This window comes from Romboutsia ilealis (assembly GCF_900015215.1).
GTDB lineage: Bacteria > Bacillota > Clostridia > Peptostreptococcales > Peptostreptococcaceae > Romboutsia > Romboutsia ilealis.
This window is the reverse complement of the sequence record NZ_LN555523.1, coordinates 437274-451633: the sequence shown is the minus strand read 5'-3', so window position 1 is coordinate 451633 and position 14360 is coordinate 437274. Positions and strand designations below refer to the sequence as shown.

Below are 14360 nucleotides of genomic sequence, written 5' to 3'. Positions count from 1 at the left end.
AGTTTTATTCAGATACATCGCCCTCCATAAAAAGATTTATGTTAAAATGTTTTTTTAATAAATCACTTAATCTAGATATAGGTAATCCTACTATATTGAAATAGTCACCTTGAATTTCATCTACTAATAGTGCCCCATATCCTTGTATTCCATAAGCTCCTGCTTTATCTAAAGATTCCTTAGTTCTTATATAATCATTTATATCTTCTTCAGATAGATTTTTAAATTTAACATTACTAATTACATAGTCTATTATCTTTTTATTGTTATCTAAATTTATTAAGCTAATTCCTGTTATAACCTGATGAGTTCTACCAGATAAGCTTGTTATCATTTTCCTTGCTTCTATCTCATTTTCAGGCTTTCCTAATACAGTGTTGTCTATTACAACAATAGTATCTGCACTTATAATCAAATCGTTTTTTTGTCTCGACGCTATATCCATTCCTTTTTCAAACGCAAGCCTCATGACCATTTGACAAGGAGACTCACCATCTAATGTTAATTCTTCTATGGAACTTGCCATTACCTCAAATTTAACACTAGCATTTTCTAAAATTTCTTTTCTTCTAGGAGAGGCTGATGCCAAGATTATATTCATTGATTCACCTCATTATAGTACTTATAATTTGTACCTATTAAGTCTATCATTATATTGTAAAAATTTCAACACAAATGTCGAACGTTTATATATAGTATATAGCTAATTAACAATAAAAATTAGTTACATTTTAGTAATATTTAAAATTTGTTAACAACAAAAAAATAAAGATATGAAAAATCATACCTTTATTTTATCCATATTATATAGTTTTAATAGCTTTTTTAGGACATTTTTGTATACATAAATGACAGCCTACACATCTAGATTCATCGACAATATGATTTTCTTTCAATTCACCTTGTATCGCATCAAATTTACATTGTTTTTTGCAAATTGTACATCCAACACAAAGTTCTTTATTTATTGCTACCTTTTGTTTCTTGCTAATATCTCCCTTTATTACCTTAGCAGGGCACTTTCTTACACACTCCATACACTCAACACATTTTTTATAATTTATCTTAGCTATTTTATTTTCAAATTCAATAGCTCCAAATAGACAAGATTTTTGACATAATCCACAACCTATACATCCTGCACTACATTTTTCTTTAACAGTTTTACCAAAATCTTTGCTACTACATTCAACTACTACCTTTTTACTAGCTGGTTTTCTACCTATTATAGATTTAGGGCAAACTTCTATACATTTACCACACATTACACATTTTTCTTCATCTATTATAGCTAGTCCATCTATTATAGAAATAGCATCAAACTTACAGTACTCCTTACAAGTTCCAAGTCCTAAACATCCAAACCTACAATCCTTTGGACCTGAATTTAGCATACTCGCAGATTTACAATCTTGTATCCCTTCATATTCATATTTATTTTTAGCACTTTGACAATTTCCCTTACATAATACTTTAGCTACTTGCCTTTCTTCACTTTCAGAGGATATACCCATTATTTCTCCTATTTTAGATGCACAATCCGATCCACCTACAGGACAAGAATTTAAGTCAGCATACCCTTCTACAATTGCATTTGCAAGTCCTGTGCAACCTGGAAATCCACATCCACCGCAGTTAGCTCCAGGAAGTATTTCAAGAATAGCTTCTACTCTTTCATCTACTTCTACTGCAAATTTTTTAGAAGCATATGCTAAAACCATACCAAATATCAGCCCTAATGCCCCTAAAACTAAAACAGAACTTAATATCGACACTACATTCACCCCCTAATTTATAGATTTATAAGACCCGAAAATCCTAAAAAAGCTATTGACATTAAACTAGCCGCTATCATAGTTGCTGGAAATCCCTTAAAACTTTCTGGTATATCCGCTAGTTCTAGTCTTTCCCTTATTCCAGCAAACAAAACTATAGATAACGTAAATCCTATTCCTGCTCCAAATCCATTTACCATTGTTTCTACTAAATTATAGTTATTTTGAACGTTAACAAGTGCTATACCTAAAACTGCACAGTTTGTAGTTATAAGAGGTAAAAATACCCCTAACGCTTGATATAACGATGGGCTTGTCTTTTGTATAACCATCTCAACAAATTGAACTATAGATGCTATCACTAATATAAATGCTATTGTTTGTAAAAATTGATTATTTGTTATTTCTAATAATTTTTGAACAAAGTATGTTATAAAAGAAGCTAGAGTTAAAACAAATGTAACGGCAGCCCCCATACCTATAGCCGTATCAACCTTTTTAGATACACCTAAGAAAGGACATATCCCCATAAACTGAGAAGTTATAACATTATTTACAAGTACTATACTTAAAAATAAAAGTATTAAATTCATTATTTCTTCCCCCTATGCCTTTTTATTTTTTAACTTATTAAACCCTGCAAGTAAAAATCCTAATGATAAGAACGCTCCTGGAGGTAGTATAAATAATAGCGCCGGTTGGTAAGATGCACCAAATAAACCCATTCCAAATAAAGTACCATTACCTAATATTTCTCTTACTACCCCTAAAGCTGTTAATGCTAATGTAAATCCTAAGCCCATTCCAATTCCATCTACTGCTGATTTTATAGGAGTGTTTTTAGATGCGAAACTCTCTGCACGAGCTAGTATTAAGCAGTTAACAACTATTAAAGGTATAAATAAACCTAATGCGTCACCTAATGCTGGTATATATGCCTTAAGTAACATACCTACCATAGTAACAAAAGTTGCTATTACAACTTGTTTCATTATATATGATGTATCTTGATTACTTCTCACATGAGGAGACGATGATACTATCAGTTTATTTTCCATCATTTTCCCCCTAATTTAACCTATTTATTAGCAATTTGTTTTTGTATTTGCTATTATTTCTCTTTTTGCATTTCTTATTGATTGAAGTAACGGCCTCCTTGCCGGACATATAAATGAACATGATCCACATTCAATACAATCTAAAGCTCTATAACTTTCTGCACTTTCATAATCATTTCTTAATGAATGAGCGCTTATGAATAATGGTTGTAAAAATGCAGGGCATACATCTAGACATTTTCTACACCTTAAGCAATTTTGTGATTTCGGAGTTTTTGCCTCCTGCTCATCTAAACATAATATTCCTGACGCACCTTTATTCGTAGGAATGTCTATTGTATACTGTGCAATCCCCATCATTGGTCCACCCATTATAATTTTTCCAACAGTTTTACCTTCTTTGAAACCTCCACATTGTTCTATTATTTCAGATACTAAAGTCCCCACTCTAGTTACTAAGTTTTTAGGCTCAGTTATACAGCTACCTGTTACTGTAGTTATCCTTTCAACTAAAGGCATGCCTGTTTTTATAGTTTTTGCGATTTGTGCTGCTGTTGCAACGTTATTTACAACAACACCTGCATCCATAGGAAGTCTTCCTGATTGAACTTCTCTCTTTGTACATGCATATATAAGTTGCTTTTCAGCTCCTTGAGGATATTTTATTTCAAGCCTTGCAACTTCAATATTGTCATATTTTTTAACTTCTTTTTCTATAGATTCTATAGCATCTGGCTTATTTACCTCTATACCTATGTAACATTTTTTTACATCTAACGCCTTCATAAGTATATATAATCCATAAACTACATCTTCAGGATTTTCTAACATAAGCCTATAGTCAGCTGTTAAATATGACTCACATTCAGCTCCATTTAATATAACAGTATCTATATTCTTGTCTGGATGTGGAGATATCTTAACATGAGTTGAAAATGTGGCTCCACCCATACCAACAATTCCAGCTTCTTTAACTATATTTACTATTTCTTCTTTAGTTAAATTTTCTACGTTTTTAATCGGTATAACGTTTTCATGAATTTCATCTTTAAAGTCATTTTCAATTAATATACAAATACCTCTTCCACCAGGTAATTCATGTTCTTTAATTCCTATAGCTTTACCTGATACAGATGAATGAATGTTACAAGATACAAAACCTTGTTGCTCCTCTATTTTTTGGCCTAACTTAACTTCATCCCCAACTTTAACAATGGCCTTAGCTGGCACACCTATATGCTGTTGAAGAGGTATATATACTACTTTTGGACTTTCTGCTTTTTCTATAGCTTTTTTTCTGAGTACTCTTTATTATATGGAGTATGTATCCCTCCCTTAAAAGTTAAAAACTTCATTTTTCTCCCCTATCTATAAAATAAATAATTATTCTATTTATTTTTATTATACTATAGTATCAACCAAAATCTAACATGTTTTGCTTTTTATCAAATTTTAGTTATTTATTCTAAAGCAAAAAAGGTTGTATAAACAACCTTTTGAATTTACTAAATAGAATTTATAAAAGCTAAATAACCTTGCAAGTTATTTAGAAATATACCCTCACTTATATTATACTTTTGTTCATTTGCAGACTTAGAAGCTTCTTCAATATTTTTATCTACATTATTTAGATATGTAATTAAATTAGATTTAAATACATCTGCTCCTTCATAATCAATTTGTTCAACTTCTTTTTCTATATTTTCAACCATAGTTTTTCTATTAGTTAATATAGTATTATACTCTTTTAAATTTAAATTATCCTTGCTATTAGTCCACAATTTAGATTCTAATTCAAAGTTATCTATAAGACTACTTAACTGTTCTGATATTGTTTCTAAATATGAATATTTACTAGTATATTCTAAAGATAAAACAGGCATTTTTACTTCTGCTAAAAACGCATCTGGATATAACGTTCTTATACTTTCTAAATAATTTCTTATGCTTTCTTTATCAAATGATACATATGTCTGAACTTTATTTACTCCATCTATCTCTATAGTAGAAAAAGGTACTTTTTCTTTACTTAATACCGCTTCTATTTCACTTATTTCATTTTTATCTTCAACTGATGCTACTTGTATTGTATATACATTCCAACCTTTTACTGTTGCAACTTTCACATCCTCATTGACTTCATCATTCTCTTTTTTAATCTCATCTATTTCTTTAGATATATCATTATACTCAAAAGTTTCTAATCTATTATTATCTGATTTTTTTGAATTAAAAAATGGTAATTTCAACTCAATAGATGCAACATTTTCTTTTATACTATTAAATATTTTGCTATTTTTAAATTGCATAAACCCATACCCACATATTAGACATATACTTGCACCAATTATATATATCTTTATTATCCTATTTTTTCTTCTTTTATTAAATCCTTTGTATATCGTTCTTCTTTTACTCATTAGTTAACTCCCCCCTAAAAATCTTCTTACTAATGTATATTTAACTTGTCTAATATTTATGAATATAAATTTAATGTCATTATATTTTTATTCTTGCAAATATAGGATAGTGATCTGACATATCTTTTATAAAAACATCATAATCTATGACTTCTATACCCGATGATACAAATATATAATCTATTCTATCTAGTCCTGTTGGGAAAGTTAAAATATTTGCTTTTCCTAATTCTTTTGCAACGTCTCTTAATATATCATCATCTACAGTTACTTCACCTTGATTAAAATCTCCTACTACCATATAAGGTTCATCACCTAATTTTTTTATAAAATCTACTAACTCCCTCATTTGTATTTCTCGTTCTTCATTATCTAAGCCTAAATGTACATTTATTATATGTAATTTTTGATAATCAACTTTTAATACAGTATGTAACATACCTCGTTGCTCACGAAAACTACTTAAATATATATGTTCTTCACCCTTAATTGGATATTTTGAATACGTAACAAGTCCATAATTAAATCCTAAATCTACAACATTTGCTCCAAAATGAGAATTCATCTTTAACTCTTCTTTAAAACTACTTACTTGAAACCCAGCTCTAGCAGATTCATTCACTTCCTGTAGGCAGATTATATCTGCATCAGATTGTTTTAAAAAATCAATCGTATCAAAAAGAGTAGGAAACATATTCTTATTAAGTCCACTATGTATATTATAACTTATTATATTAATTTCCCTTCTAGGAGGAAATAACTTTATCTCTATAATTAAAGATATTGACATTATAATTATTATCAAAATTATTATAATAAATTTTTCCCTTTTTATAGCATATCAACTCCTTCTGCCTCTCATTTATATTATATGCGAATAAAAAAAATTAAAGACACTTATATAAGTATCTTTAATTTTCTGATTTTATTTTTTCTTTGTAAGTTTTTCTTTCATAATATAATTTATAACTTTTCGTCTTATATCCTCAGCACCTTCCTCATCTTCTACATTTATATCTAGCAATCTAGCTATAGATTTCATATCATTTCTTGTTTTAGATTTATAACTTTCTATCAAGTCTAGCTTTATCTTTTCTGGTTCTAATATATATTCTTCATTACCTCTTCTATAAGATACGTATTTTTCAGAGTATTCTTTTCTATTTGAATATATATAATTAGATATTCTTTTTAAAGTTTGAGTATATGAACTTTTTGCATGAACATTAATTCCTAAATATTTAGCAAATTTAAGCAATTCGTTTTTTGATTTAAACAATTCCTCTGATTTTATTACTTTAGCCACAGATTGAATATTTTCTTGACTAGAACCTCTTTTCAATATTTTTGAATATATCTTATTTACACTTATATCTTCTAAGTAGCTTTTTATATTTTCATTTATAATTTTATCTATATTACCTTCAAAATATTTTTGAACACCCTTTTGAGATGAGTAATTACTAATTTCTTCTTGAGCCATTTCTAGTATCATTTTTTTTAAATTTTCTTTATATACCCTCTCTTCCAAGATACTCCCCCCCTGATTATTTATATTATATTCAATAAATTTTCAAATGTGCGTTAAATGCTTGAACAACTTTAAATCTGTATCAAAATAATTTATATATTTGTTTAATTTATATGTATATATAAATTAAACATGGAGATAATATTAATGTAAAATCAAACATACTCAATCTCCCCCCATTAGACTTCTATTTTCCCCCAATAGAAGTCTTTTTTTATAAAAATAAAGACATCCATTAATTTGGATGTCTTTATTTTTAACATTCTATTATATCTTTTAATTCAAAATCTAATTCGTTTATAACTTCTTTCAATTCAGTTGTATCTACATTATCGTTCATATCAATTATTGCATATTTGTTCTCTAAGCTAATTTCGATAACTTCAACTCCTTTTATATCTTCTGTAAGAGCGGTATTTAAGTGATTTACACAGTGATTACAACTCATTCCATCTATTAATAGTTTCTTTTTCATATTAATATACCTCCTATACCCTATATAGGTATATTATATCATAATATTTATTAAATATATGTTAAAATTAAAAATATAACGATTATTTCTAGTTTAAATATTATCAATAAGATTTTTAATTATTATAAAATATAAAATTCGCTTCGCTTAAGCAACATATTGGTGCGGAAAGCGGGAGTCGAACCCGCACAAGTACATACTCGCTACCCCCTCAAGATAGTGCGTCTACCTATTCCGCCATTTCCGCAGATTTTAAGTATACTATAAGAATAGTTAACTTATGATAATTATTCAATATTTTTATATAATATTAATATAAAGGTATCTAATAAAATTATTAGATACCTTTATACTTATTTGGCTATATCTAAATTAGTAATACCTTCATATATATCAAAACTATTAGGACTTATTTTGCCTTCTATTCTCCTATTATTTACTATATAATCATCTCTAATAACTAAACTCATAAATAATGCATTTTCATTTACATATTTTTGAATCGATTTATATATATCACTTATTTGAGATTCTGTAGTTGCATTTTGTAATGAATTAATGTAATTAGTTAATCTTTCATCTTCATATCCTATACTCTCAAGTATATTAGTAGCGTCTGGTGCTAAAGATAACTCCCATCCAACTAATGCTAAGTCATAATTTTTCTCATTTAAAGCTTTACTCATATCTTCACTTGATAACTCTTCAATTGTATTTTTTATACCTATATCTTTTAAATCCTCACTTATTATATAAGCTGATTTTTTTCTTTCAGAATTATCTTTATTTACTATTATTTTTAAATTTAATTTTGATATTTGTTCCTTTATATCTTTCTCTTTATCATCTTTTGTAGCTGTTTCATTATTTGTTTTTAAATTGGATTTATTAACATCTTCTACTGCATCTTTATCAGTGTCCTTTGGATTCTCATTTACATTAGTAATATTTTTATTCGTCTCAAAAGTTACTTGTGATAGATATTTTTTAGCATTTTCTTTACTATACTCTAAACTCTTTATATCTTTATCATAATATTTTGACTTAGAATTAAGCGGGAAATCTACTAAAGTCGCATTATTTATATAACCTTCCTCAAGTATCTTCTTCTTGTTAATCGAACTTACTATAGCTTTTCTAAAATTTAGGTCTTTAAAAACTTCATTCTCATAATTAAAAAGTAAACACTCATAATCTCTACTTTCATATGTAGTTGTTTTAAATTCTTTTTCATAGAATTGACTTAAGTCATCTAATGAAATTTTAGCTATATCACTATCTAACGATATAACCATAGATACTTGCGCTTCCTCATCTGGTACAATTTCAACTTCTATATTTTTTGCATTTGATGGCAGTTGATTATAATAACTATCATTAATAATTAATGATAGACTTTTTCTTTCCTCATAACTTTTTATTTTATATGCCCCATTTCCTACTAAATTATTTTTATAATTATTTATATCATTATTATTCTCTAGTTGTTTTTCTGATACTATAGGAAATATTAATGTATCTATAGAAAAAGCATATTTATCCTTAAAATTTATACTAAACTCTTTATTATTAATTATTGATATAGATGATATATTTTCAACTAATGCATTATATGGACTATCAATATGTTGCTTAATTAGATCTACAGTAAACTTTACATCACTAGAAGTTAATATAGTTCCATCATGCCATTTAATATCTTTTAGTTTAATATTTATAACCATACCATCATTTTCTATTTTGTATTCTTCTACTAGCTGTGGAACCGTATCATAATTTTCGTCTATAGTAAATAAACTATCATATATTAAGTTCATTATATAACCGATTGATTTATTTTTATTAGTTATCGGATTTATAGTTTCAGGTTTCATCATAGTTAAATTTATAGTTTTAGAAGTTATTGCACTAGGTTTGTTTTCTAAAACTTCTCCACTTTGTTCTTCCATACTACATCCAACTAAGCTAGTTACAATAACTAGAATAACAGTCATAATTTTTATCTTATTCATTGATTTAACCTTCCTTGCTATATAACTTGTTGTACATTTTATAATTCTTAGTTATTTTCTTTACATACATTGAAGTCTCTTCAAATGGTATTGAATCTAACGATTTTCCGTCTTTACTATAGCTATAATCATTTAGCCATTTATTAACATTCCCTGAACCTCCATTATACGCTGCTACAACTAAATCTAATCTTCCAAATTCTTTATATAACTTATTTAAATACCAACAACCTATTTTTATATTGGTCTCAGGGTCAAATATATCTATACTTCCTAAATTCATTTCTTCTTTTGCCCATTCTCTAGTTATGTCACTTATTTGCATAAGTCCTTTAGCGCCTTTATGAGATACAGCATCTTTTCTAAACTTGCTTTCAACCTTAATAACACTATATACTAAATTTTCATCTAATTCAAATTCCTCGGAATATATTTCAACATATTCAGAATACTTTCTAGGGTATAATATTTTATTAATAATATCCTTTTCTATAAGTAATGATGTAAATAGTATTATAATAATAGCTAAAACAAAAAATATTTTTTTCTTAGCCACACCAGTTCTCCTTCATATATAATAAAAATTCATGTGTTTTCTCTTTAAGTTCTTTTAAGTCCCCAGAATTGTCTAGTACATAATCTGCATACTTTACTTTATCTTTTTGACTCATTTGAGAGCTTATCCTACTTAAAGCTTCTTCTTTACTACAATTATCCCTTTGTTGAATTCTTTTTATTTGAATATCCTCATTGCAAGTTATAACTACTACTTTATCAACTATTTCCAAATATCCACCTTCTATTAATAAAGGTGCATCTATTACTACTATATCTTTATTATATAATTTAACTTTTTCTATTTCTTTTAGCACTTTTTCCTTAATTTTAGGATGTGTTAAGTTATTTAACTCTACAAGCTTATTATCATCATCATTAAACACTATATTTCCTAAAGCTTTTCTATTTAAACTTCCATCTTTATTTTTTATACTATCACCAAAATGTTCAAATACTAAAGCTAAAAGTTTTTTATCTTCAAAAATCTTTCTAGATATTAGATCTGCATCTATTATATTTATATTATTATCTTTTAATATATTAGATAGACTACTTTTTCCACATCCTATGCTTCCTGTTAATCCTAATATAATCATAAAACACCTACTTTGTATCATACCAAGAATCGCCTATATTTAAATCTACATCTAAGTTTACATCTAAACATACTGCGTTTTCCATTTCATCTTTAACTATTTTTTTAACTATTTCTATTTCGCTATCTATAGCTTCTACTATAAGTTCGTCATGAACTTGAAGTATAAGCTTCGATTTTAAATTATTTTTCTCTAATTTTTTGTATACATTTATCATAGCTATCTTTATTATATCAGCTGCACTCCCTTGTATAGGTGCATTCATCGCCGCTCTTTTTCCTGCATTTCTTAACATAAAATTACTAGATTTTATCTCTGGTATATATCTTCTTCTATTCAATATTGTTGTAACATATCCACTATCACTAGCATTATCTATAATATTATCCATAAATTCCTTTATCTTATTGTATTTATTAAAGTAATTTTCTATATACTCTTTTGCTTGCTTTACTGGTATATGTAAGTCTTCTGATAATCCAAAATCACTTTTTCCATAAACGATTCCAAAGTTCACGGCCTTTGCATCACTTCTTTGCTTACTAGTTACCTCATCCATACTAACATTAAATACCTGAGATGCTGTTTTAGTATGTATATCTTCATTATGCTTAAATGCATCTATCATAGTCTCATCTTGACTCATATGAGCAAGTACTCTAAGTTCCACTTGAGAATAATCAGCATCTACAAGTTTACATCCTTTATCTGATATAAATACTTTTCTTATATTTCTTCCCATCTCAAGCTTAACAGGTATATTTTGTAGATTAGGTTCCGTTGAAGAAATTCGTCCTGTTGTCGTTATCGTTTGATTAAATGATGAATGTATTCTTCCATCTATAGGATTTATTATAGATAATAATCCTTCTACATAAGTTGAATTTAGTTTTACTATTTGTCTATACTCTGTAATTTTATCAATTATAGGACTTTGGTCTTTTAGTTTGTCCAATACTTCTGCATTAGTTGAGTACCCTGTCTTAGTCTTCTTAATTACTGGAAGACCTAATTTTTCGAATAATATTACTCCTAACTGTTTAGGAGAGTTTATATTAAATTCTTCTCCAGATATTTCATATATTTCACTTTCAAGTTTTTTTATTATTTCTTTAAATTGTAAACCTAATTCATTTAGTTTTTCTTTATCTACCTTCATTCCTTCATACTCCATATCTGCTAATACTTCAACTAAAGGCATTTCTACATGATACAGTAATCCATCCATATCACTTTCTTTTAAGTTTTCTTCCATTACTGGCATAACATTTTTTACAGTATCAATTATCTGCGATATATGTATACTTAGTTCTTCAAAATCTAAATCCTGATATTTTTTAGCTTTTACACCTTTACCTAATAATTCTTCCTTTGTTTTTACCTTTTTAGTTAAGTATTTCATAGCTATTGCACTACATTCATATGATGTAGATGACATTGAATCAATTAAATACTCCGCAATTGTTATATCAAAATATATATTTTCTAATTTTATTCCATATGGTCTAAACGCTATATAGTCATCTTTTAGATTATATCCTAATTTCTTTATTTCATTACTTGTAAATATTGATTCTAGCTTATGTATATCATTTTCTTCTATATAATATACTTTTTTACCATCAAAACTTAAAAATATATACATTATCCTTTTATCTAATATGTTACCTTCTCTTGTTACTGTCTTTATTATTAATTCATTATTTTCTTTTATCTTATTTATAAATTCATCTATATCCTCTAGCTTTGATACTTCTAAATTAACTTCATTAACTGATTCTCTGTTCTCATCTAAATTTCCCAGCCTTGGAATTAAACTTGTAAATCCTAAATATTTAAATATCTCTAAAACATCATCTGTATTATAATTTCCATACTCTAACTCTTCTAGCTTAAATTCTACAGGAACATTTCTTATAATAGTAGCTAATTTTTTACTCATTATTGCTAGTTCTTTATTTTCTTCTAGCTTCTTTTTTGTACTTCCTTTTATACTTTCTATATTATCAAATATACCTTCTATACTAGAAAACTCTTTTATAAGCTTTATACCTGTTTTTTCTCCTATTCCTGGAACACCTGGTATATTATCTGATTTGTCTCCCATAAGACCTTTTAAATCTATAAACTGAGTCGGCGTCATTTCATATTTTTCAATAACTGAATCATAATCATATTCTTCAACTTCCCCTACTCCCTTTTTAGTTATTAAAGTTGTTGTTTTATTGGATGCAAGTTGTATAGCATCTTTATCTCCTGTAACTATATATACTTTAAATCCATTATCTTCTGCTATTTTAGAAACTGTACCTATTATATCATCTGCTTCGTATCCATCAATTTCCAACCTATGTATATTAAACTTATCTAATAGATTTTTTAACGGTTCAAACTGCTCTCTTAATTCATCAGGCATTTTCTTTCTTCCTGCTTTATATTCCTTAAATTCTATATGCCTAAATGTGGGCGCTTTTCTATCAAAAGCAACACTTATGTGTGTAGGATTATATGTATCTATTATTTTAAGAAGCATATTAGTAAAACCATATATTGCATTAGTTTTTAATCCTTCTTTATTACTCATTTCTGGTAAAGCATAAAATGCTCTATTTATTATCGAATTTCCATCTATTATAACTAACGTTTTATCCAAATTTATCACTCCTATTGTTTATATAATTTAATTATAGCTATTATATACCAATATATATTATTTAATATTACCATAACATATTATGAATATTAATACCAATATATATTGCTAGTATTTTATCATAGTGTTATAATATTTATATAGAATATGCCGGATTGGTGGAATGGCAGACACGACGGACTCAAAATCCGTTTCTAGTTATAGAGTGTGGGTTCGAGTCCCACATCCGGCACCACTATAAGCACTATCTATTTATAGATAGTGTTTATTTGCATTTTAAAGTTATTTCAACTATTTCTGGTTTACAATTCACTCTAGGTAATACCTTTGATCCACCTAACCCCTTGCTTAATATCATGGTAGATTTATCTATGCTATATTCTCCTAAATCATACTTAGGAAAGAACTCTCTATTTGGAGAAAGTAAACCTCCTTTGATTGGAATCCTAATTATACCTCCATGCACATGTCCAGCTAATACTAAGTCAGCTCCCCACTTTGAATATCCTTCAAAGAAAAATGGTGTATGTACTAATAATATATTATATTCTTTATTATCTATTTTTCCTAATCTTTTTTCTACATCATATTTATTAAAATCCAAGTTCTTATTTTTGTAATTTCTATTAAATAAATATGGATAGTACATATATGGAATCACTAAGCCATATATGTTTATACATGTACTACCTCTTTCTATTTTAACTATTTCATTCTCTAGGTTGATAATATTTTTATTATATAGTTGTTTAAAATACTCCTTATATAATTCTTTATATTTATTCATCATTACTTTCTGTTCATGATTCCCAATTATATGATATACTGGATATTTTCTACTTAAAACATCTATTAAATTTAGTGCGATACTAAAATCCTCATTTGCACCATCAATCAAATCTCCAGTTATACATACTATATCTGGATTTAATGTATCTATTTTTTCTAATAAAATATTATTGTCTACTCCAAAACTTCTATTGTGTAAATCACTTATTTGAACTATTTTAAAATTATCAAATACTTTTGGTATTTTGCTATTTTTTACTTCATAGCTTACACACTCTATATCTTCTAATTTATGAATATAATATCTATATCCACTAAGTAATATAATAGCTCCACTTATAAGTACTTCTTTAAACATTATACTACCTACCTTTTAATCATCATATTTAACTAATATAAAACTAATTATTTATAATTATATCAATTTCTTGAAATCTATTAATATTATAATTAAAAAGAGACTATACTTAAAATAGTATAATCTCTTTTTTAC

The 14360-nt window shown here is 27.2% G+C and carries 12 protein-coding genes, 2 tRNA genes and 2 pseudogenes; 1 reads left to right on the top strand and 15 read right to left on the bottom strand.

Annotation, left to right across the window (positions count from 1 at the left end; genetic code table 11):
• Positions 1-4 precede the first annotated feature (4 nt).
• From CRIB_RS02055 to polA, 14 genes and pseudogenes are all read right to left on the bottom strand, one after another.
• Positions 5-601 carry a Maf family protein gene (locus CRIB_RS02055; RefSeq protein ID WP_180702900.1) on the bottom strand — a complete coding sequence of 199 codons (597 nt, stop codon included), beginning with the start codon at positions 599-601 and terminating at the stop codon, positions 5-7.
• A gap of 202 nt (positions 602-803) precedes the next feature.
• Positions 804-1775, bottom strand: coding sequence for an RnfABCDGE type electron transport complex subunit B (locus tag CRIB_RS02050; protein WP_180702899.1), 972 nt, complete (start codon positions 1773-1775; stop codon positions 804-806).
• 17 nt (positions 1776-1792) lie between these two features.
• Complete coding sequence (gene rsxA, locus CRIB_RS02045) at positions 1793-2368, bottom strand: electron transport complex subunit RsxA (protein ID WP_180702898.1); 576 nt, start codon at positions 2366-2368, stop codon at positions 1793-1795.
• 12 nt (positions 2369-2380) lie between these two features.
• A pseudogene (locus CRIB_RS02040) lies at positions 2381-2776 on the bottom strand (Rnf-Nqr domain containing protein); the annotation flags it as partial.
• Between the two features lie 84 nt (positions 2777-2860).
• Positions 2861-4188: pseudogene (gene rsxC / locus CRIB_RS02035) on the bottom strand (electron transport complex subunit RsxC).
• A 150-nt stretch (positions 4189-4338) separates the two neighbouring features.
• On the bottom strand, positions 4339-5253 hold the full coding sequence (locus tag CRIB_RS02030; RefSeq protein WP_180702896.1) for a TroA family protein: 915 nt from the start codon (positions 5251-5253) through the stop codon (positions 4339-4341).
• A 79-nt stretch (positions 5254-5332) separates the two neighbouring features.
• On the bottom strand, positions 5333-6043 hold the full coding sequence (locus CRIB_RS02025; protein WP_303005394.1) for an endonuclease/exonuclease/phosphatase family protein: 711 nt from the start codon (positions 6041-6043) through the stop codon (positions 5333-5335).
• A 135-nt stretch (positions 6044-6178) separates the two neighbouring features.
• Complete coding sequence (locus CRIB_RS02020) at positions 6179-6784, bottom strand: hypothetical protein (RefSeq protein ID WP_180702894.1); 606 nt, start codon at positions 6782-6784, stop codon at positions 6179-6181.
• Positions 6785-7040: 256 nt separating this feature from the next.
• Positions 7041-7259: a heavy-metal-associated domain-containing protein gene (locus tag CRIB_RS02015; RefSeq protein ID WP_180702893.1), complete on the bottom strand. Its 219-nt coding sequence runs from the start codon at positions 7257-7259 to the stop codon at positions 7041-7043.
• A 160-nt stretch (positions 7260-7419) separates the two neighbouring features.
• Positions 7420-7506: transfer RNA gene (locus CRIB_RS02010), tRNA-Leu, on the bottom strand.
• Between the two features lie 106 nt (positions 7507-7612).
• Positions 7613-9271 carry an ABC transporter substrate-binding protein gene (locus tag CRIB_RS02005; protein WP_180702892.1) on the bottom strand — a complete coding sequence of 553 codons (1659 nt, stop codon included), beginning with the start codon at positions 9269-9271 and terminating at the stop codon, positions 7613-7615.
• 4 nt (positions 9272-9275) lie between these two features.
• Entirely contained in the window at positions 9276-9827 is a 552-nt protein-coding gene (locus CRIB_RS02000) for a lytic transglycosylase domain-containing protein (protein ID WP_180702891.1), read from the bottom strand.
• A complete protein-coding gene (gene coaE / locus CRIB_RS01995; protein WP_180702890.1) occupies positions 9820-10425 on the bottom strand; it encodes a dephospho-CoA kinase in 606 nt (201 codons plus the stop codon). The genes CRIB_RS02000 and coaE overlap by 8 nt, the downstream gene beginning before the upstream one ends.
• A 7-nt stretch (positions 10426-10432) precedes the next feature.
• On the bottom strand, positions 10433-13078 hold the full coding sequence (gene polA, locus CRIB_RS01990) for a DNA polymerase I (RefSeq protein WP_180702889.1): 2646 nt from the start codon (positions 13076-13078) through the stop codon (positions 10433-10435).
• A gap of 149 nt (positions 13079-13227) precedes the next feature.
• Here polA and CRIB_RS01985 point away from each other — a divergent pair.
• A tRNA-Leu gene (locus tag CRIB_RS01985) sits at positions 13228-13313 on the top strand.
• A gap of 30 nt (positions 13314-13343) precedes the next feature.
• Here CRIB_RS01985 and CRIB_RS01980 read toward each other — a convergent pair.
• Entirely contained in the window at positions 13344-14225 is an 882-nt protein-coding gene (locus CRIB_RS01980; protein WP_180702888.1) for a metallophosphoesterase, read from the bottom strand.
• Positions 14226-14360: the final 135 nt, after the last annotated feature.